This window comes from Herbiconiux moechotypicola, assembly GCF_024979255.1.
Classification (GTDB): Bacteria; Actinomycetota; Actinomycetes; order Actinomycetales; family Microbacteriaceae; genus Herbiconiux; species Herbiconiux moechotypicola.
In genome coordinates this window covers 124960-143516 of the sequence record NZ_JANLCN010000002.1, presented here as the reverse complement: position 1 = coordinate 143516, position 18557 = coordinate 124960, and the positions used below count along the sequence as shown (strand labels likewise).

The following is an 18557-nucleotide window of genomic DNA, read 5'->3' as shown; positions in this document are numbered from 1 at the left end:
AACTGGTATCGGAGACACCACCAGCCGCACCCCGAGCTCGACTTCTGGCCGACAGCTCACCGCATCCGCCGCCGGTACAGCACCGCGGCCGCCCCGTACGCCACCGCTCCGATCCCCACGAGCCACGCCAGCGCCACCCAGATCTCCGGCCCCACGGCGGTGCCCGCGAGCAGCGCCCGCAGCGTGTCGACGATGGACGTGACCGGCTGGTTCTCGGCGAACCACGCGACCGGCCCCGGCATCGAGTCCGTCGGCACGAACGCCGAGCTGATGAACGGCAGGAAGATGAGCGGGTAGCTGAACGCGCTCGCCCCGTCGACGCTCTTCGCGGTGAGGCCGGCGACCACGGCGATCCAGGTGAGCGCGAGCGTGAAGAGCACCAGGATGCCCGCCACCGCCAGCCACGCGAGCACCGACGCCCCGCTGCGGAACCCGAACAGCAGCGCCACCCCCGTCACGATCGCGACGGCGGCGAGGTTGGCCGCCAGCGAGGTGAGCACGTGCGCCCACAGCACGCTGGGCCGGGCGATCGGCATCGACTGGAACCGCTCGACGATGCCGCCCTGCAGGTCGAGGAACAGTCGGTACGAGGTGTATGCGACGCCCGAAGCCACGGTGATGAGCAGGATGCCGGGGAGCAGGTAGTCGATGTACGAACCCGCCGACCCGGTGTCGATCGCCCCGCCGAGCACGAAGACGAACAGCAGCAGGAGGGCGACGGGCGTGACGGCGGTGGTGACGATGGTGTCGGGACTACGCAGGATGTGCCGCAGCGACCGGCCCGTGAGGGCGGCGGTGTCGGCGAGTGCGAGCGTGCTCATCGTGCACCTCCGGTCAACGCGAGGAAGACCTCTTCGAGGGTGGGCTGCTTCTCCACGTACTCCACCCGCGCCGGCGGCAGCAGTGCCTTGAGCTCGGCGAGCGTGCCCTCGTGCACGATGACGCCCTCGTGCAGGATCGCGATCCGGTCGGCGAGCTGCTCGGCCTCGTCGAGGTACTGCGTGGTGAGCAGCACGGTCGTGCCGCCGGCGGCGAGCTGCCGCACGGTCGCCCACACGTCGAGCCGCGCCTGCGGGTCGAGGCCCGTGGTGGGCTCGTCGAGCACGATCACCGCCGGATCGCCGATGAGGCTCATCGCGATGTCGAGCCTGCGCCGCATCCCGCCCGAGTAGGTGCCGGCGCGCCGCCGCCCGGCCTCGGTGAGCCCGAACCGATCGAGCAAATCGTCGGCGATCGACCCGGGGTCGGGCAGGTGCCGCAGCCGTGCGATGAGCACGAGGTTCTCGCGCCCGCTCAGCACCTCGTCCACAGCGGCGAACTGCCCCGTGAGACTCAGCTGCTCGCGCACGGCCGCCGCCTCGGCCGACACCTCGTGCCCGTTCACGGCGGCCTCTCCGGCATCGGCGCGCAGCAGGGTCGACAGGATGCGCACCAGCGTCGTCTTGCCCGCCCCGTTCGAGCCGAGCAGGGCCACGATGCTGCCGGGCGCCACCTCCAGGTCGACGCCCTTCAACACCTCCACACCCTTGAAAGACTTCACCAGACCCCGGATGCGGATGGCCGGCCGGGTGAGCGTGGCGGCAGCTGCCCCGCTCATGAGCCGATCCTCTCCGCGGCCTCGATCGCGGCGACGAGCCGTGCCCGCTCCTTGTCGATCCACTGCGATCCGGCGTAGGAGCGCACGAAGGTCTCGGCGAACTCGGCCGGGTCGTCGCCGACGATCTCGTGCACCGGGGTGCCGTCGACGGCCGCGCGCTCCCAGAGGTCGACGTGGTCGACCACCATCGTCACGAGCACGTCGCCGTCGGTGAGTCCGCCCGCGTACATGAAGTAGCGGTGCAGGGCCTTCGCGGAGTCGCGGTAGGGGGCGGGCAGCGACTCCATGCGCGCCATCGCCTGTCGGTACTGCTTCTTCTGCTCGAGCGATCCGGTGAGGAACTCGATCCATTTCGCGGCCATCAGTGGTCTCCTTCGATCGTGGCGCGGGGTGCGGGTGTGGGGGCGGTGGGTGCGAGCGCGTCGATGCGCGCGGCGAGGAACGACCAGCTGGCCCAGAACTCGTCGAGGTACCCGCGCCCGGCGGTGTTGAGCGAGTAGACCTTGCGCGGCGGGCCCTTCTCGGAGGGCACCTTCTCCACGTCGACCAGCCCGCGCTGCTCCACCCGCACGAGCAGGGCATAGACGGTGCCCTCCACGATGTCGCTGAACCCCTCGTCGCGCAGGCGCACCGTGATCTCGTACCCGTACGCCGGACGCTCGGCGAGGATCGCCAGCACGATGCCCTCGAGCGTGCCCTTGAGCATCTCGGTCATCAGTTTCGCCATCGCGGCCCTCTCTACTCGGTGATGCTGACTACCGCTAGATAGTAACGCCGAGTACCACTACTTGGCAAGACCGAGTACAGGATGCGCCGAAGCCGTCCGCAACACACGTCACCCAGCCGATCGGGCGGGCTCGGCAGGCGAGCGGTGCCCCGCTCAGTCCGCGGGCGCGAGCTCCCGTCGCCGCATCAGCACGAGCGCGCCGCCCACCCCCGCGACCACGGCCACCCCCAGCCACACCGCCCCGCGCAGTTCGACGGAGTCGCCCGCCACCGTCGGCGCCACCGCGATCGGCGACACATCGACCAGCCACTCCGGAAACCCGAACAGCGGCCCGAACAGCCCCAGCAGCATCCCGACCACCACGAGCGCCCACCCCACCGGCACCGTGACGCGCGGCACCAGCACGAACACCACCGCCGTCACCGCGAGGAACACCCCCGCCGCCAGCACCTGCCCGCCCGCGGTCACGACCACGGTCTCGGTGAGCGACCAGTCGGGCTCGGGCAGCGACGCGATCCCCGCGAGAGCCCCAACCATACCCGCCGCCACCGTCGCCACCATCCCGAGGGCGGCCACCACGAGATACGCCTCCAGCCACCGCACCCGCCCCACCGCGGCCGAGAGCACGGGCTCGGCCGTACCGTGCACCTCCTCCTGCCGCGCGCGGCACACGGCCTGCACCGCACAGCACGACGCGAGCACCCCGAGCATCGTGAAGAAGATGACCACGGCGGCCTGCTCGAGCGACCCGCCCCGCGCGAGCGCCTCTGTCAGCTGCGCCACCGACGGGATCTCGGTGCTCACCTGATCGAGCACCGCCGACAGCCGCGTCGCCAGGACGCCCGTGAGGAGCCCGCCGACCGCCCACCCGAGCACCGCACCCCGGCTGAGCCGCCACGCGAGCCCGAGTCCGCTGCCCAGTGCGACGCTCGCCCTCGCACGCCCGCGCCGCTCGGGCAGCAGGCTCCCGCCTACGTCACGCCCGGCCTGCAGCGCGAACGCCGCCCCCAACCCGAGCACCAGCACCCCGATGCACAGCGCCAGCGGGGCGAGGTCGTCGCTCGCGTACGGCCGGGTGTTCTCGATCCAGCCGAACGGCGACACCCACGCGAGCCACCCGCTCTCGATCCGGGTGGCGTCGGTGCTCGGAGTGCCGGCCGCGTTGCCCATGCCGCTCAGCACGAAGGTGACCACGATCATCCACACCCCCGCCGCGTTCGCGGAGCGCGAGGTGCGCACGAGCTGGGCGGCGAGGAGCGTGAGGGCGAAGAAGGCGACCCCGGCGGCGGCGGTGGCCAGGCCTGAGGTGATGGCACCGCGCATCCCGAGCCCCGTCGCGAGAAGGGCGAGCGTGCAGAGCACGGCCAGTGCGAGGTTGGCGAGCACCGCGTGCGCGACCGTGGCGGCGAGCGGGGCGATGCGCCCGGCGGCGGTGGCGCCGACGAGTTCGGCGCGGCCCTGCTCCTCTTCGGTGCGGGTGTGGCGCACGGCGAGGAAGCTGCTCATGAAGGCGGCGAGCATCGCGAGGAACGGCAGGATGAGGAACCCCAGGAACGCGCCCTCGCCGGCTCCCGAGGGCAGACCCCGGAAGAGGAGGATGACGGGGTTCGCGACGGCGGCGGCGAGCAGGGCGGCGCGGTCTTGTTCGGTGCCGTAGGAGCCGGTGACGCCGACGTAGCTGAGGCCGGCGAGGGCGGCGGTGCCGACGATCCAAAGGGTGAGCTGGGTGGCGTCGCGCCGGATGCGCAGGGCGAGGAGGGGGAGGAAGCCGGTCATGGGTGGGTGGTGGTTTTGGCGGGGTCTCTGCCCTCGACAGAGGTGTCGGCCGGATGCTCGCCGTAGTGACGCAGGAAAAGCTCTTCGAGCGACGGCGGCTCGATGCGGAGCCCGCGCACGCCGAGCGCCGCGAGCGCGGGGAGGGCGGCGGCGACCGCGTCGGAGTCGAGGGTGAGGTGCACCCGTCCGTCGGAAACCGTCACGTCGTGGGCGCCGGGGATGCGCTCCGCGGCTGCGATCGCGCCGTCCGCCTCCGGTGCAATCGCTGCGACCGCCTCGTGCGCATCCGATGCCGCACTTGCCTCCGCGCCTGGAGTCGGGCCCCGCGCATCCGGGGCCGCCGCGTACGACACCTCGGTGCGCGTGAGATGGCGTAGCTCGTCGAGGGTGCCCGTCTCCACCACGCGACCGGCGCGGATGATGCTCACCCGGTCGCACAGCTGCTCCACCTCCGAGAGGATGTGGCTCGAGAGCAGCACGCTCGCCCCCGCATCCCGCACCCTGGCGAGTTCGCGCTGGAAGACGCGCTCCATGAGGGGGTCGAGTCCGCTCGTGGGTTCGTCGAACACGTAGAGCTCGGCGGGCAGCGCGAAGGCGGCGATGAGCGCGACCTTCTGCCGGTTGCCCTTGGAGTAGGCGCGGCCCTTCTTGCGCGGATCGAACTCGAAGGCGTCGACGAGGCGCTGTCGCTCGCGGCGGTAGGTGTCGCTGCGGGCCGCTGCGCCCCCGCGGAGCCGGGCGAGCAGATCGATCGCTTCGCCGCCCGAGAGGTTGGGCCAGAGGCTCACGTCGCCGGGCACGGAGGCGATCCTCCGGTGCAGGCGTGCCGCATCCCGCCACGGGTCGCCGCCGAGCACGGTCGCGGTGCCGCCGCTCGCGCGGGCCAGGCCGAGCAGGATGCGGATGGTGGTCGACTTGCCGGCGCCGTTGGGTCCGAGAAAGCCGTGCACCTCGCCATGGGCGACCTCGAGGTCGAGGCCGTCGAGCGCGGCCGAGCGGCCGTACCGTTTGCGCAGGGCCTCGGTGCGCACCACCGTCTCCATGCGGCGAAGCTACACCCGCGTGCCGCCGCGGCGGAAGGTGGATCGTGCGTGCTCGCTGGGGCGGGCGCGTGTAACTTCTGCATAAGAGTCCGGGGTGGCAAGCCGTATAAGCGCTCGCCACCCCGGATTCCTATGCAGAACTTACTCCGCCGACGCGGAAGTGGTTTGATGAGCGACGTCGTGGGTTCGAGGGGGGATGCGCGTGACATGGCGGCGGGCGATCGTGGTTTCGGTGTTCGGCGGGGCCATCCTTCTCGGCTGCCAGTGATGCGTGGGTGTCGAGTCTAGAGATGGGGTGGCCGTCGACTACTCCGGCGAGTTCCCGCTGCCAGCGAAAGCGTGTGGCGAGCTTGCGCTGGAAATGGCAGAGGACTGGCCGAATGAGATCCCCGTGCTCGTGTTGTCCGACGAGATCGCCGTGAATACCGTTCCGACCGGATTCGTCGTGACCGGTCAGACTGTCGCCGACAACCCGAACCGGGCAGACCGTCGCTGGGAGTGGTCCTGCGCCTACTCCTCGGGCGACGAATCCGCGACGATGGAGACATTCGTAGAGGAGCCGATGGTTCCGGGGACTTCATTGGTGCCGAGCCCGACTGGGTGGCGATCGTAGGCTGGGATCGATAGTGACGAAGAGTCATATACGGGCTACTCTCGCTGCGTGCCACCTCGAATAACCGCAGCCCGTCGCGCTAAAGCATCCATCTTTATCCACAATAATATGTACAACTTAGTGCACGGAAACTATGATCATTTCATGTCGATCTCCAATTCGGTGCCTCTCGTGTGGCCCAGCAGTGAGGTGCGCGAGCAACTGCCGGCCGTTCTCAGGCGCTTTCGCGTCGAGAAGGAGTTGGCCGCGCCGGTGATCTTCGGGTCGCACCGCAAGCCTGAGGCCGTCGTCATCCCCTTCGAGCTGTACGCGCGGCTGCTGCCAGCGATTGAAGACCTCGAGATCGCTGAGATCGTTCGTGCGCGATCCGCCGCTGGTCCGGTGACTCCACTCTCCGAGGTGGCCGCCTCGATCGGTCTCGATCCCGCCGATTACGAGTAGATGGGGCGCAAGCTCGCACTCGTCGCGCTGGCGGGATTCCAGGACGACATCAACGACCTGCCAGACCTGGCGACCCGGAAGATGGCGATCGACATGCTCGTGCACGTTCGCTCGGGTCGCGTGCGCGGGGTGGCGCTCGAGGAGCGAGCCGTAACCGGTGACCTCGGCGACTGCTTCAAGCTCTATTTCGATCCCGACGGGTCACGCAAGCCGCGCTTTCGATTGGTCTATCGATTTACACCCAACGAGGTCCAGGCGGTTGCAGTCGAGGCGGTGGCCGTCGGTCGACGACAGGGGCTGGAGGCGTATCTGCGTGCGGCGGTGCGTCTCGGCCGGGTCGACGGATGATCGCCAGCCTCGGTGCGGACGGCATTAGCCATCCAGATGGAGCTTTCGGGATGTGGAGCCGGACACAATGACCGGGAATAGGTCGCCTGGCACGTATCTCATTGGCATCGGTCTCGTCGTGCTCGGCGGCATCGGATTCACGATCGTGAACCTCCGCGGCGGCCCGCCCGGTGAAGGCATAGAGCGTTGGCGCTTCATCCTGGGATGGTCACTCGTCATCTGGGCCTCTGCGTTCCTGCTGTTCTTCCTCATCTCGCTCTGGGCTTACGGCGCGGCGAAGAGGATTCGCCGCGAACGGCCCGCGGCCATCATCGTCCGAAGCGGCTCGTCGCCTGCCTTCAAGAGTGTTCTGGAATCGAGCGAACCCCTTCGCAAGGCGCTCGCTCGAGGGCGCCCACCGTTCATGCAGTTTCTCGTGGTCTTCGATGTCGACGACATTCAGATCTGGCACGGGTCGGGTCGGGGAGCACTGACCGGGAGTGTAGAGCGAACCTCCATCGAGCGCGTGTCTGTGGGCAGGACTAGTGACGGCATCTGGCCGTTCAACACCATCGATATCGACGTCGCCACCGAGGACGGAGTGCACACGATCTCGTTCGTCGTCCGCGGCCCGACAGGATACTTGACTGCCAGCAAGAGAAACGTCGCGCATCTAGCTCACGACGTGGCTGCACTGTATTCACTGAGTGCCAAAATCTGAGGTCTTTCGTGAGGACTGCAAGGAGAGTCGGTGAAGTGCCGTTGCCCGTGAGTGAGAAGAGACGAGCGAGAGCACGAGCACTGCTCGTCGTCTTGTGCTTCGCCATGGCGGGAATCGGTGGACTCGGGGCACTCGTACTCGCACAAAGCCTCCCAGCGGCGGACTGGCCGGAGGCCGTCCGCGCGGCTATCACGACCGTCGGCGGAGCCATCCTCCTCGGTGTCGTGATCGCGCTCGCCGTGACGCCTGTGCTTGTGGCTGCTCGCCGACGGGACAGTTCACTCGCCCGCAGATACACGGATGCGGTGGTCTTCGGATTCGCCGCGGGTTCCCCGACACTGCGATTCCTGCGCCGACTGGAGCGATTGGACGGAGAGCCTGCGGAGCGGTTCTTGCCCCGCTACTACACCGTGGTCGCCGACGGACGCAGACTCGAATTCTGGTACGGCTGGAGCCGCTATCGCCGCATCTTCGCTGTTCGGGCCGAACAGATATCAAGCATCGAGCCAGCTATCAGGTACGAGCGGGGCGCGACCTTCCCCGGCATCCGCATTTCGCTCGCCGATCCGGAAGGTGACCTGTTCGTCGCGCCGAACGGGGCAGGCATCACCGGGATGTCGGTGCTCAAGAAGTCAGACCAGGCTCCACTCCTGAAGGAACTGATAAACGGCCTCTTGCCGGGCTAGTCGTGACGCCTGGCGGATTGCTGGCTTCGGTCGGGAAATGGCCGACCGTCGGGTGGCCAGCGCGATCTCGCAGTTCACGGGGCGTCGCACTCTCTGGGTTCGGCGTGTTCAGGATGCGCGAAAACCGGCGCGCCTGCTCAGACGATTGTGCCGACGAGCTTTGGTCTCGCCGATGCGCGAGAGCGTCAACGTGCCGGCCCCTCATAAAAGCGACGAAACATCATTAAAGTCTGAGTATGACCTTTCATGTGCGAAGCGAAAATGAACTCTGTGTTCAAGATTTGTGCTCGTCGGTTCTAGCACCCTATATTCCCTCTACAGTGCTCAGGGGCAGCGCAGGGGGCGCGAGACCGCTCTCGCACTGCAAGGCGGGGTCGGCTCTGTGTTGAAGCTGTTCGGTGTGCGTTCGAGATGGTGCGCGTGATAGTTCTTCGGAGGCTCGGAGAGGTCGTCGGCGTAGCAGCGGCCGCCATGTTGCTAGCGGCGTGCAGCTACACGGACTATGACAAGCTCGCGGTGCGAGCTGTAGGGGATGAACTGCAGATCGCCGTGTGCGCCGATTTCAAGTCGAGTGGGATCTCTGTCTCCATCAGTCGAGAAGGATCAACCGCGACCACGGTGGGCGGGTATTGGAATGCCGGCCACGACGCGGAGCTCACCAAGGGGGATGTGCTTTCACCCTCGCGATATCCGGAGGAGTGGGTTTCCTACGCCACGCCGTTCACCCCCACACCCGGAATGGTGATCGAAGTCACCATCTGGGATCGTGACGAGAACTACATGGAGCCCCCAATGAGGGCCGCGTTCCTCAGCGCAGACGTCCCTGTCGATTCGAGCACCTGGCTTCTCTCTGACGGATCGCTATCCGACGTTCCTTGCCCGTAAGTGGATTGTGCGGCAAGGACGTGACTGCTGAGGGACAGATCCATATGAAGACAGCCGCGAACGGCGTCCGTGTAGTTACGAGTGGCCCCGGCGCCAGGGCGCGAACTCGAAGCTGTACGGGCACGCCTCAACCATCGCCACGATCGAGATGGGTGCCCGCATGCACTCCGTTTCGCTCTGTTGGGAATCTCGGCAGGGGCAGGGGCAGGGGCAGCGGCAGGGGCAGGGGCAGGGCCAGGAGTGGGCTATCTTGACACGGGTATCGACATCGACGCGTACACGTCGTTCTCGGGAAACGCGGGGTAGCCACATGAAGCTCGTGAAACAAGTGCCAGGGCTCAGCTCAATCGCGTGGTACAGGCTCATGATCGTGGGCATTGTGATTGTTGCAATCTTCCTCGCACTTGCGATGCTCGCGATCGTGAGCGGCAAGGTCGTCATCCAGAACAATCCCTTGGCTCTTGCGGCCTTGGCAACGACAGGTTTTGGGGTTGGCCTCGTCTGGTTCGCCGTGAATCGCTTGGAGAAGAAGGTGAAGTCCGAGATTGCGAACGGGTACACAACGAGCCCGGTGGGCTACTTTCATCTGGACGAAGTGGATCCGCGCACCGGGTACGTGATTCGCGAAGCGGGTACTCCGCGGCTCTCACCTGCGACCAGGCGTGCGCGAAGAGCCGAGGCAATCGCTCTGAAACGTCAGAGCGGACTATCGATCGTGCGCTCGAGGAGATCGCCCGTGCACTCGAACCAACGGCGCTGGGGATTCATCGTGGGGGTCGTGCTGTCGTACATCGTTCCCGCTTCGGTCAGCCTGTTGGTCGGAGGGTTGTCGCTGGACACATGGTCGTCGAGCGCGGTCTTCCGGCTCGTCTGGGGGCCCATCGTCGTGACAGGAGTCGGTGCCATCTGGATGCTCCGATCCCGATCCGATTCGAAGATTGCGAAGGAGCTGTTTGAGCGCGGTTTCATCGTCATGAACACTCCCGAAACCGCGGCTGTACTTGCAACGTTCTCGCAGTCGAAGGTGCCAAGCGTGTATCTCGGTGGTCGCTTGTTCTGGCTTGCAACTGTTGAGGGTGGAGCGTTGGTGTTCTGGGAGAGCAAATCGGATGAGGGCGAGCCCGTCGAACTGGCGAGGATCGATCTCGATACTGTCGTAGTCGGATTCGTGAGCACCAAAGGAGTGCGGTCATACCGCTTTGCCGCGTTAGCACTTCAGCTCCCCGAAGTGCTACTCGAACTCCCGATTGCTCAGCCCGTTCCGACCGGTTTTCGGCCCCTTGATCCTGCGCAGTCGACGCACATGGATCAACTGCGAAAGTCTTCAGGCGAATTGATCCTGCGGGAGCGACCATAGCGGCGATCGTGCGGAGTGCTGGTGACGGGCGCGCGACCCATGTGACAAGCACTTCCGTGATCTCGACCCATCAGAGTGAGGTGAAATGATCGTCTTCAGTCTTATAGCGGGGGTAGCCGGTGTCCTTGCGATTGCCTTCCGACGTTCTCTCGCCGAACTCCTTGCCGTGACAATCGAGACGAAGCGGACGCCCCTGCCCAGAGACTCCGCACAGAAGTCGACGCCAAGCTTCTTCGTGTTCTACGGGTGCTCGCTCCTCCTCATCAGCGTCATTGTCCTGACCGCGGCAATCCTGAAGGTCGGCGCGTGACCCGAACCAACACGCGGCTTCGGATTCGCGAGGCGCGGGTCGTGCGATTCACGGGAGGCTGAAGGCGATTGTCCAGGTTCCGTGTTCTCGTGCCAGTAGCGGTAGGGGGTGCTGCTGTCGCACTCCTCATCGTCGTGGCGCTCGTCCGCTCGTCGACTTCGTCAGGCACGCCGGACCTCTGGGTGCCGCTCTGGGGTGCGCTCACCGCCATCGGACTGTGCGCCGCCGTCGGCCTCGCGGTGCTCCTACCGGGCCGCCTCGCCTTTCGCGTGATGACGCGCGAACGGTCCGGCACGGGCGTCCGCTTCATCGCCGCCCGCGACAGATCGATCCACGAAGCCTGGACTCGCTACGGCACTGGTGCGTCCGACAGCCCCCACGTGTTCACGCCCGTCCACGTGGGCTCGAACGGGATCGAACTGTGGTGGGGCGGCACCGCAGCGAGGCCGGTCGCCGTGATCCCCGCATCCGATGTCGCGAGCGTCGGAGTCGGCTACGCCGCACTCGCGACCACCAGTCCTGTGCACGTGCTCGAAATCACCGTCACGGGGCTGGCTGAACCCGTGCGGCTCGCGCCGCTTGGCCGCACAGGCATCTTGACCCGCGGCGGGACAGCGACCTCGACGCTGGCCGCCGAGATCTCGGCCGTGCTGAGCGCAGCGACGGCAGCCGAAGACGGCAGGATGTGACCATGGCACGAAACGCCGACCCCGCAACCGGCAATGCCGTGTACTTCGCCGCCCTCGGCATCATCGGGGCCGGCTCGACGATCCTCGCCCTGAGCCACGCGACGCAGTCCGAGGCCATCGACCGGCTGACGACGATTCTCGGCCTGGTCGTCGGGTCTCTGGCGATCTACGGCCTGGCCGTGGGACTCATCTCGGCCTGGTCGTGGTCGGCGGCCCGCGCGGTGGCGACAGAGACACCGGATGCGGTCATCGTGCGAGCCGGAGCATCACCCCACCTCAGGCGGCTGCTCGACGAGGACAGGACGATGCGCTCGGTGCTTGCTGCCCGGCGACCGCTGGGCCGATACTTCCTTCTGGTCGTGACGCCCGACGGGCTGCAAGTCAGGCACGGTGGGCGTGAGCCCGCCGACGCGGTGATGGATGCGGCGAGCGTGGTGAGCGTGACAGCAGGCACCACGAGAGAGGGGCTCTGGACCCTACGCGCGCTCTGGTTAGCGATCGTGGTGGATGGCCAGGCGCGGGAGTTTCCGGTGGTGATGTGGGCTCGGTTCGGGGTCTTCTCAGCGAGCTCCGCTGTCGTGGAGACCGCCGCCCGCCGGGTTCGATTGGCCCTCGTGTGACCGCGCCAGAAGCGAGGCAGCTCCAGCCCCAGCCCCAGCGCCATCGCGCGCGCCGAGCCGGCCGGCCATGGGTCATCCCGACGTTGACCGCCGCGATCTCCCTCGCCTGCGCGCTCATCGCCTACGCGCGCATCCCCGCCGTAGCCCGCGGGGTCGTCTGGGCAGAGGACGGGCGCTTCTTCCTCGAGCAACGGTACGACCTCGGCATGCTGGGCAGCCTCTTCCACGTCTACCAGGGCTACCTGCAGTTCGTGCCCCGCCTCGTGACCGACGCCGCCACCGCGATCGCACCGTTGTCGGACTACGGCCTCACCGTCACGAGGCTCATCTGCCTCCTCACCGGTGCCATCGCGGGTCTCGTGTTCCTCCTCAGTCGAGACGTCGTCTCGTCGCTCTGGGCGCGTGCGACTCTCGCCCTGATCACCGTGCTCGCCCCGATGCTGCCTTTCGAGGTGCTGGGCAACTCCGCGAACATCCACTGGCTGTGCCTCTGGCTGGCACCGTGGCTGCTGCTGTTCCGACCGAGTCGATGGTGGCAGTCGGCGATTCTGGCGGCCCTCATGATGGCGACGGTCTTGACCGAGATCCAGGCGCTGCTGTTCCTTCCGCTCGTCGCGTTCCAGATCCGGCACAAGAAGACCTGGCCGGTCGGGGCAGCTCTTCTCGTGGGCGGCGCGGCTCAGGTGATCGGCACCCTGATCTCGCCGCGTGATCCCAGCTCGGGACCGCCCATGACGGCCCTCAATGCGCTTCTCGGTTATGTTCAGAACGTTCTCGTCGGAGGGATGACCGGCTCCGCCGCCGACACCGGGCAGCTGCTCACGACCTACGGATGGGCCATCGGGCTCGTCTTCGCGCTGCCGTTCGTGCTCGCCGCCGGGCTCATAGCCGCGCGATCGCGGTGGCCCGACTACCCGGGTTTTCTCGCCCTGCTCGCGGGCGCGACCGTCACCTGGGTCGCGAGCGCCGTGGCGAACGCGGGCCCGCGACTGCTCTACTCGGAACAGACGCAGGAGCAGCTGGCATCGGTGTTCATCCTCCGATACGGTCTGGTGCCCTCCATGTTCTTGCTGGCACTCGTGGTGCTCGCCGCCGACAAGCTCCTCGCCTTCCGATCGATCGCGGTCAGGGTGCTGGGTGCCGTGGTGCTGGTCGCGTGCGTCGCGGTGCAGCTGCTGAACTTCACCGCGCCGGTCACTCGCCGCGACGACGGCCCGGCCTGGGGGACGGGCTACGCCGCCGCGCTGGAGAGCTGCCGCGCCGGCGCCTCGGAGGCCACGATCCCCACGGCACCGGAGGGATGGGACGCCGTGCTTCCTTGCGACCTGATTCTGGGCCGAACGGCGACCCCTGCCGCTGTCGCTGAGGCATCAGGACCGGGCTCGCCCTCGTCGCCGACACCCGCCGGCGGCGACCTCTGGCCGGACGGCGCCTCGCCGGACACGCCTCGCTGCACAGACGCGAGTGCGGCCACGGTCGCCGCCGTGAACGCCACCATCACCACCCCGCAGCCGGGTGAAGCCGCCTCGGTCGGCAGCCTCCGCGCGCATCCAGACCCCGACGCCGCCGTCTGGATTCTCACCGGCCACCTCTCGACCGACTTCGGAGCGACCGTCGAAGTCGCCTGGGCGACCACGGCCGATCCGACCACGCCGAGCTTCACCGGCACCCTGCGCAGCGTGGGCGAGGCCGCCGCGACGATCTCGACCGCGCCCGCCATCTCGCTCGTCGTGAACAACCCTGACGGCAGCGGCATCCCCGAGGACTCCTGCCACTGATCGCGTCAGCCGATCCGCCGCTACGCCCCGACCGTGCCGCGCGTCCTGGCCAGGCGCACCCAGAGCGGGATGGAGGCGAAACCCGTGCCCAGCCCGATGAGCAGCAACAGGGTGAGGCCCCAATCGGGTGCGCCGGATCCGTCCGATCGCTGGCAAGAGATTCCCACCGGCCACCAGCCCGTGCGAGCCTCGGTCGCCTCCAAGACGCCGTCGATCACCACAGTCGGGCATTCGTACCCGTGGCTGTAGAACAGGTACAGGAACAGCATTCCGGCGGCCATGGCGGCGACGACCGACAGGATCACGGCGATCCCCTGAGCCATCGGTCCGGAAAGGGGCACGCCTCCAGTATCCGCCGGCACCGCACCAGTGCGAAGCCGCAGGCCTACAGCAGGCTGCCGCCCGAGACCTCGATGCGCTCGGCCGTCACCCACCGCATCCCGACGGAAGCGAGGGCGGTGATCGCGTCGGCGATCTCGTCGGGCTGCCCGACCCGGCCGAGAGCGGTGTGGGCCGCGAGAGTGCTGCGCAGCTCGGGGTCGTCGCGCATGGCGCCGCCGTTGAAGTCGGTGGCCGTCGGGCCGGGCGCGATGCTGTTGATGCGGATGCCGCGGGGCCCGAGCTCCACGGCCAGGCTGCGGGTGAGCGCCTCGACCGCGGTCTTGGAGGCGGCGTAGAGCGAGGTCGCGGGGCTCACGTGCCGGGTGAGTGAGGTGGAGACGTTGATGATGCGTCCTCCCTGCCCGATGAGCGGCACCAGGGCCTGGATGAGGAAGAACGTGCCGCGCAGGTTGGTGCCGATGAGCGTGTCGAAGTCGGCGACGGTCGCGTCTTCGAGGCGGCCGAAGAGGCCGATGCCCGCGTTGTTCACGAGCACGTCGATCGTGGTGGCGTTCCATCGCATGTCGATCTGCTGGCGGAGCGCGGTCACGAAAGCGGGGAAGGACTCGACCTCGGCGAGATCGAGTCGTAGAGCGAGCGCGTCTCCACCCGCATCCTGGATCGCGGCCACCACGCGATCGGCCTCGTCGGACCCGCCGCGGTGGGTGAGCACCACCCGGAAACCCGCCGCCGCGAGCGCCAGCGCCGTCGCGCGCCCGAGTCCGCGGTTGGCGCCCGTGACGGTGGCGATCTTCGGGGTGGGAGCGGTGGAGTCGGTGGGCCCAGTGGGCTCGGTCATCGTGGGTCTCCTTCGGGGGTGGCGCGGTCGGACTCTTCCAGGTCGGGGAAGCGGATGCTGACCAGCGGGCTCACCGCAACCCACTCCTCGACGGGTTCGACGGGCTGGCGGATGCCGGCAGGGTTCCACGGCTGATTGAGGTCGTCGACGATCGCCGAGAACACGGCGGTTCGGCGGGCCCGGTCGAGCACCGGGGTGCCGATGGCGCGGAGGTCTGCCCGCACGCCGTGCTTGAGGTGGAACAGGAACTCCGGGTTGGCGAGGATGTTCGCGTACCAGCTCCGCGATGCGGGCGACGTGCTGAGGTACACCTGCTCGTCCACCCGGTAGAACCACACCTCGATGCGGCGGGCGCGACCCGTGCGGGCTCCGGTGGTGGTGATGTCGATCGTACGTTCCCGGGCGCGTGAAGCCGGGGTGATGGCGAGCGCCTGCGCGATTCGCGGATCCATCATGCTCCTAAGTAAGTATCTATTTACTTATAGGCTAGGCGCGGAGAGCGGAGCTGTCAAACGGCAGTGGGAGGGGTTGGCATGGTCCAGCGAGATGCGGAGGCGACGAGGGCGCGCATCCTGGCCGCCGCGGTGGCCGAGTTCGCCGCCCACGGGCACTCGGGTGGCAGGGTCGATCGCATCGCGAGCGACGCCGGCAGCAACGTGCGCATGATCTACGCCTACTTCGGCAACAAGAGCGGCCTCTTCGACGCCGCTCTCACGCACGCGATCGAGAGCATGGCGCAGGAGGTGCCGCCGCGCGCCGACGATCTCGCGGCGTGGACAGGCGAGCTCTTCGACTTCCACCAGCGCCGCCCCGAGGTGCTGCGCATCTGCCTCTGGGCGCAGCTCGAGCGTCCCGAGTCGGCGTCGGAACCCCTCGAAACTTACCTCGCCAAGGCCGAGGCCGTGCGGATGCGCGTGCCGGCAGTGTTCACGGCGGTCGACCTGCTCGTCATGATCTACGCCATCGCCCAGGCGTGGCAGCTCGCGCCCGCCGGCCTGCTCGCCACCGACCCCTCCGCCACCCCTGAGTCGCGCCGCGCGGCAGCCGTCGCGGCGGTCGACCGCTTGCTCGGTCAGGGGCGCGTAGGTTCTGCATAGGATTCCGGGGTGGCATCGACACTATGCACACGCCACCCCGGATTCTTATGCAGAACCGTGTGCGTGAGGCGAGCGACGGGGTGGGTGGAAATCGCCAGAGGGGTGATGCGCTGGGGTGGGGGGATGCGGCAAAGTGGGGGTATGGCCAGTTACGACGATCCCGCGACCGCTGCTCTGCGGCTGAGCAACGCCGATCGCGACGCTGCCGTGTCGGCGTTGTCGCGTGCGCTCGCCGACGGGCGGATCACCGCTGACGAGTTCACCGAGCGGTCGGCCTCGGCCCGCGCCGCCGTCACGCGCGGCGACCTCGCGCCGCTGTTCGCCGATCTGCCCGACACCGTGCACGAGGGTGAGCCCGCGCCGGCCTCGGGCTTCCAGCCCGCCGCGCCGGCGGCGGCCCCGGCCGCGCCAGCGCCGCGCGACGACTACGACTCCGCCCGGCGTCGCCCCCTCTGGGGCAGCGCCGGTGTCGTGATCGTGAGCATCATGCCGTTCATCGCGCTCGGCCTGTTCTTCCTCTGCGGGTACTTCATCCCCGACGGCTTCCGCTGGTCGTGGATCTTCTTCGCCCTCATCCCCATCGCCGGCATCGTCGTGTACGGCGCCGGCAGCCGCCGCAGCACCCCGTAGCGCTCGGTCGCGGCCCGCCGCGCGGGCCGCACCCCCCGAAAACACCCCCTTGACACACCTCCACGCCATCCTGTTTTATCGATTTAGTAAATTGTGTATCTCGCGGCCAAGATGCATTTCCGACGACGAAGTCAGGATGGTATCGAATGTCACCCACACGCCAGAGGGCACGCGCATCGCAGCGCGTGCGCCGCACCACCGCGGTCACCGCAGGGCTCGCCCTGTGCGCCACCGCGCTCACCGTCCCCGCACTCTCCACCCCCGCTTACGCCGACCCGCCCGTCTCCCCGGGCCCGCTCGCCGAGGGCGACGTCATCTACCAGGTGCTCGTCGACCGCTTCAAAGACGGCGACCCCACCAACAACGACCAGGGCGACGGCGAGTACGACCCCGACGACCTCGGTTTCTACCACGGCGGCGACTGGGCCGGCCTCACCGAGGAGCTCGACTACATCGCCGGCCTCGGCGTGACCGCCATCTGGCTCTCCCCGGTCTCCGAGCAGCAGCCGCTCTCGCGCGACGGCCTCGAGGCCAGCTACCACGGCTACTTCACGAAGGACTTCGCCACCCCCAACGAGCATTTCGGCGACACCGCAGAGCTGCAGGAGCTCATCGACACCGCCCACGGTCTCGGCCTCAAGATGATCCTCGACGCCGTGCCCAACCACACGGCCGACTACCTGGCCGGCACCTCGACCACCTATTCGCCCTCCACGTACAAGCCGGCCGCGCCGCTCGACGACCCGTCCTATTTCCACCACAACGGGGACTGCCTCTTCAACGGTCTCGAGACCCAGACGCAGATCGAGAACTGCGACCTGGGTGGCCTCGACGACCTCGACCAGTCCGATCCCGACGTCAACGACTACCTCATGGAGACCTACAAGGACTGGGTCGACATGGGCTTCGACGGCATCAGGGTGGATGCGGCCCGCTCGGTTCCGAAGGACTGGCTGGAGGACTTCGAGACCGAGATGGGCGTGCCCACCTTCGGCGAGGTGTTCGTCGGCGACGTCGACTACGTGTCGGAGTACCAGGACTCGGAGTGGGGCGTGCTCGACTTCCCCTACTTCTTCACCGTGCGCGAGGCCTTCTCGGCCGACACCGACATGAACGCCCTCGGCGACCTGTTCGACCAGGACTACAAGTACTCCAACCCGAACCGGCTCGAGACCTTCCTCGACAACCACGACCGGGCGCGCTTCCTCACCTGGGCCGACGACAACTACCAGCGACTGCGCTCCGGGCTCACCTTCCTGCTCACGAGCCGCGGCGTGCCCGTCATCTACTACGGCACCGAGCAGGCGGATGACGGCAACGGCAACCCCTACGAGGTTCCGATCGCGAACAAGGACAACCGTAAGGACATGACCACGTTCGACGACGACTCCAACCTCTACAACCACATCCAGCGCCTCACCACCATCAAGGCGGCCTACCCCGCCCTGCAGGTGGGCACCCAGCGCGAGATGTGGTCGGACACCTCGGTGTACGGCTTCTCGCGCCGCGTCGACACCACCGGGGCGGAGGCCATCACGCTGTCGTCGAACTCGTGGAGCACCCAGACCCGCACCATCCCGCTGCGGTCGGAGAGCTCCATCACGGTCGGCACCGTGCTCACCAACCTCATGAACACGAGCGACACCGTCACGGTGACCTCGGGCGGGGTGACGGGCAAGCAGATCAGTGTGAGCCTCGGCGAGCACGAGTCGAAGGTGTACGCCCCCGGCACCCCGGTGTCGAGCTACTCGCCCGAGGCGCGCAACACCACGAAGATCCGCGTGCACTACAACGTGGGTCTCGGGCACTCCATCGCCATCCGCGGCGACGAGTACCCCTTCACCTGGACGGCGGGGCGCGGCGCACGCAACGTGGCCTCCGACGTGTGGGAGTTCGAGGTGGAGCGCATCCCCGACGGCGAGACCTTCGAGTTCAAGGCGCTCATCGACGACACCACGTGGTCGACGGGCTCCAACTTCACCGGGACGGGCGGAGACGTGATCGACGTCTATCCGACCTTCTGACCCGGAACCCAGCCCCCGTCCGGGCGGCGCGGCCGCGAACGGCGCCGCCCGGACGG

Annotated in this window: 23 protein-coding genes; 14 read left to right on the top strand and 9 right to left on the bottom strand. The window is 67.9% G+C overall.

Annotated features, from left to right (window positions below; all coding sequences use genetic code 11):
• Positions 1–56: 56 nt before the first annotated feature.
• From N1031_RS03385 to N1031_RS03360, 6 genes are all read right to left on the bottom strand, one after another.
• Positions 57–821, bottom strand: coding sequence for an ABC transporter permease (locus N1031_RS03385; RefSeq protein ID WP_259478184.1), 765 nt, complete (start codon positions 819–821; stop codon positions 57–59).
• Positions 818–1597 (bottom strand): ABC transporter ATP-binding protein, encoded by a 780-nt coding sequence (locus tag N1031_RS03380; RefSeq protein ID WP_259478183.1) that lies wholly within the window; start codon positions 1595–1597, stop codon positions 818–820. Before N1031_RS03380 ends, N1031_RS03385 begins: the two co-directional genes overlap by 4 nt.
• The gene (locus tag N1031_RS03375; RefSeq protein WP_259478182.1) at positions 1594–1959 is read right to left on the bottom strand and encodes a DUF1048 domain-containing protein; all 366 of its coding nucleotides are present in this window, start codon (positions 1957–1959) and stop codon (positions 1594–1596) included. The genes N1031_RS03380 and N1031_RS03375 overlap by 4 nt, the downstream gene beginning before the upstream one ends.
• Positions 1959–2324, bottom strand: a complete 366-nt coding sequence (locus tag N1031_RS03370; RefSeq protein WP_259478181.1) for a PadR family transcriptional regulator — start codon at positions 2322–2324, stop codon at positions 1959–1961. Before N1031_RS03370 ends, N1031_RS03375 begins: the two co-directional genes overlap by 1 nt.
• A gap of 153 nt (positions 2325–2477) precedes the next feature.
• Positions 2478–4100 carry an ABC transporter permease gene (locus N1031_RS03365; RefSeq protein WP_259478180.1) on the bottom strand — a complete coding sequence of 541 codons (1623 nt, stop codon included), beginning with the start codon at positions 4098–4100 and terminating at the stop codon, positions 2478–2480.
• A complete protein-coding gene (locus N1031_RS03360; RefSeq protein WP_259478179.1) occupies positions 4097–5143 on the bottom strand; it encodes an ABC transporter ATP-binding protein in 1047 nt (348 codons plus the stop codon). The genes N1031_RS03365 and N1031_RS03360 overlap by 4 nt, the downstream gene beginning before the upstream one ends.
• Before the next feature lie 295 nt (positions 5144–5438).
• Here N1031_RS03360 and N1031_RS03355 point away from each other — a divergent pair, with 295 nt between their 5' ends.
• The 11 genes from N1031_RS03355 to N1031_RS03305 all read left to right on the top strand — a co-directional run bounded on the left by N1031_RS03355 (position 5439) and on the right by N1031_RS03305 (position 13570).
• A complete protein-coding gene (locus N1031_RS03355; protein WP_259478178.1) occupies positions 5439–5756 on the top strand; it encodes a hypothetical protein in 318 nt (105 codons plus the stop codon).
• Between the two features lie 144 nt (positions 5757–5900).
• Positions 5901–6197, top strand: a complete 297-nt coding sequence (locus N1031_RS03350) for a type II toxin-antitoxin system Phd/YefM family antitoxin (RefSeq protein ID WP_259478177.1) — start codon at positions 5901–5903, stop codon at positions 6195–6197.
• Positions 6198–6545, top strand: a complete 348-nt coding sequence (locus N1031_RS03345) for a hypothetical protein (protein WP_259478176.1) — start codon at positions 6198–6200, stop codon at positions 6543–6545.
• 67 nt (positions 6546–6612) lie between these two features.
• Complete coding sequence (locus N1031_RS03340) at positions 6613–7245, top strand: hypothetical protein (protein ID WP_259478175.1); 633 nt, start codon at positions 6613–6615, stop codon at positions 7243–7245.
• A 47-nt stretch (positions 7246–7292) separates the two neighbouring features.
• Positions 7293–7931, top strand: a complete 639-nt coding sequence (locus N1031_RS03335; RefSeq protein WP_259478174.1) for a hypothetical protein — start codon at positions 7293–7295, stop codon at positions 7929–7931.
• Positions 7932–8342: 411 nt separating this feature from the next.
• Positions 8343–8816 carry a hypothetical protein gene (locus tag N1031_RS03330; protein WP_259478173.1) on the top strand — a complete coding sequence of 158 codons (474 nt, stop codon included), beginning with the start codon at positions 8343–8345 and terminating at the stop codon, positions 8814–8816.
• Positions 8817–9126: 310 nt separating this feature from the next.
• A complete protein-coding gene (locus N1031_RS03325; protein WP_259478172.1) occupies positions 9127–10173 on the top strand; it encodes a hypothetical protein in 1047 nt (348 codons plus the stop codon).
• Positions 10174–10258: 85 nt separating this feature from the next.
• Complete coding sequence (locus N1031_RS03320; RefSeq protein WP_259478171.1) at positions 10259–10483, top strand: hypothetical protein; 225 nt, start codon at positions 10259–10261, stop codon at positions 10481–10483.
• Between the two features lie 134 nt (positions 10484–10617).
• Entirely contained in the window at positions 10618–11172 is a 555-nt protein-coding gene (locus N1031_RS03315; protein WP_259478170.1) for a hypothetical protein, read from the top strand.
• A gap of 2 nt (positions 11173–11174) precedes the next feature.
• On the top strand, positions 11175–11792 hold the full coding sequence (locus N1031_RS03310; protein WP_259478169.1) for a hypothetical protein: 618 nt from the start codon (positions 11175–11177) through the stop codon (positions 11790–11792).
• Between the two features lie 83 nt (positions 11793–11875).
• Positions 11876–13570, top strand: coding sequence for a hypothetical protein (locus tag N1031_RS03305; protein ID WP_259478168.1), 1695 nt, complete (start codon positions 11876–11878; stop codon positions 13568–13570).
• A gap of 20 nt (positions 13571–13590) precedes the next feature.
• Here N1031_RS03305 and N1031_RS03300 read toward each other — a convergent pair whose 3' ends face one another.
• Genes N1031_RS03300 through N1031_RS03290 form a run of 3 tightly spaced genes read right to left on the bottom strand, consistent with a single transcriptional unit; the run spans position 13591 to position 15205 of the window.
• Positions 13591–13911, bottom strand: a complete 321-nt coding sequence (locus tag N1031_RS03300) for a hypothetical protein (protein WP_259478167.1) — start codon at positions 13909–13911, stop codon at positions 13591–13593.
• A gap of 44 nt (positions 13912–13955) precedes the next feature.
• Positions 13956–14750: an SDR family NAD(P)-dependent oxidoreductase gene (locus tag N1031_RS03295; protein ID WP_259478166.1), complete on the bottom strand. Its 795-nt coding sequence runs from the start codon at positions 14748–14750 to the stop codon at positions 13956–13958.
• The gene (locus tag N1031_RS03290; RefSeq protein WP_259478165.1) at positions 14747–15205 is read right to left on the bottom strand and encodes a nitroreductase/quinone reductase family protein; all 459 of its coding nucleotides are present in this window, start codon (positions 15203–15205) and stop codon (positions 14747–14749) included. Before N1031_RS03290 ends, N1031_RS03295 begins: the two co-directional genes overlap by 4 nt.
• A gap of 78 nt (positions 15206–15283) precedes the next feature.
• Here N1031_RS03290 and N1031_RS03285 point away from each other — a divergent pair, with 78 nt between their 5' ends.
• From N1031_RS03285 to N1031_RS03275, 3 genes are all read left to right on the top strand, one after another.
• Positions 15284–15847 carry a TetR/AcrR family transcriptional regulator gene (locus tag N1031_RS03285; RefSeq protein WP_259478164.1) on the top strand — a complete coding sequence of 188 codons (564 nt, stop codon included), beginning with the start codon at positions 15284–15286 and terminating at the stop codon, positions 15845–15847.
• A 141-nt stretch (positions 15848–15988) separates the two neighbouring features.
• Positions 15989–16477 carry a DUF1707 SHOCT-like domain-containing protein gene (locus tag N1031_RS03280; protein WP_259478163.1) on the top strand — a complete coding sequence of 163 codons (489 nt, stop codon included), beginning with the start codon at positions 15989–15991 and terminating at the stop codon, positions 16475–16477.
• 146 nt (positions 16478–16623) lie between these two features.
• Positions 16624–18501 (top strand): alpha-amylase family glycosyl hydrolase, encoded by a 1878-nt coding sequence (locus N1031_RS03275; RefSeq protein WP_259478162.1) that lies wholly within the window; start codon positions 16624–16626, stop codon positions 18499–18501.
• Positions 18502–18557: the final 56 nt, after the last annotated feature.

Excerpts from the sequence above, each read along its gene's own strand:
- N1031_RS03360 (WP_259478179.1), bottom strand. The coding sequence starts at position 5,143 with ATGGAGACGGTGGTGCGCACCGAGGCCCTGCGCAAACGGTACGGCCGC.
- N1031_RS03295 (WP_259478166.1), bottom strand. The coding sequence starts at position 14,750 with ATGACCGAGCCCACTGGGCCCACCGACTCCACCGCTCCCACCCCGAAG.
- N1031_RS03380 (WP_259478183.1), bottom strand. The coding sequence starts at position 1,597 with ATGAGCGGGGCAGCTGCCGCCACGCTCACCCGGCCGGCCATCCGCATC.
- N1031_RS03320 (WP_259478171.1), top strand. The coding sequence starts at position 10,259 with ATGATCGTCTTCAGTCTTATAGCGGGGGTAGCCGGTGTCCTTGCGATT.
- N1031_RS03370 (WP_259478181.1), bottom strand. The coding sequence starts at position 2,324 with ATGGCGAAACTGATGACCGAGATGCTCAAGGGCACGCTCGAGGGCATC.
- N1031_RS03275 (WP_259478162.1), top strand. The coding sequence starts at position 16,624 with ATGTCACCCACACGCCAGAGGGCACGCGCATCGCAGCGCGTGCGCCGC.
- N1031_RS03325 (WP_259478172.1), top strand. The coding sequence starts at position 9,127 with ATGAAGCTCGTGAAACAAGTGCCAGGGCTCAGCTCAATCGCGTGGTAC.
- N1031_RS03280 (WP_259478163.1), top strand. The coding sequence starts at position 15,989 with ATGGCCAGTTACGACGATCCCGCGACCGCTGCTCTGCGGCTGAGCAAC.
- N1031_RS03375 (WP_259478182.1), bottom strand. The coding sequence starts at position 1,959 with ATGGCCGCGAAATGGATCGAGTTCCTCACCGGATCGCTCGAGCAGAAG.
- N1031_RS03330 (WP_259478173.1), top strand. The coding sequence starts at position 8,343 with ATGGTGCGCGTGATAGTTCTTCGGAGGCTCGGAGAGGTCGTCGGCGTA.
- N1031_RS03285 (WP_259478164.1), top strand. The coding sequence starts at position 15,284 with ATGGTCCAGCGAGATGCGGAGGCGACGAGGGCGCGCATCCTGGCCGCC.
- N1031_RS03385 (WP_259478184.1), bottom strand. The coding sequence starts at position 821 with ATGAGCACGCTCGCACTCGCCGACACCGCCGCCCTCACGGGCCGGTCG.
- N1031_RS03310 (WP_259478169.1), top strand. The coding sequence starts at position 11,175 with ATGGCACGAAACGCCGACCCCGCAACCGGCAATGCCGTGTACTTCGCC.
- N1031_RS03345 (WP_259478176.1), top strand. The coding sequence starts at position 6,198 with ATGGGGCGCAAGCTCGCACTCGTCGCGCTGGCGGGATTCCAGGACGAC.
- N1031_RS03290 (WP_259478165.1), bottom strand. The coding sequence starts at position 15,205 with ATGATGGATCCGCGAATCGCGCAGGCGCTCGCCATCACCCCGGCTTCA.
- N1031_RS03340 (WP_259478175.1), top strand. The coding sequence starts at position 6,613 with ATGACCGGGAATAGGTCGCCTGGCACGTATCTCATTGGCATCGGTCTC.
- N1031_RS03365 (WP_259478180.1), bottom strand. The coding sequence starts at position 4,100 with ATGACCGGCTTCCTCCCCCTCCTCGCCCTGCGCATCCGGCGCGACGCC.
- N1031_RS03350 (WP_259478177.1), top strand. The coding sequence starts at position 5,901 with ATGTCGATCTCCAATTCGGTGCCTCTCGTGTGGCCCAGCAGTGAGGTG.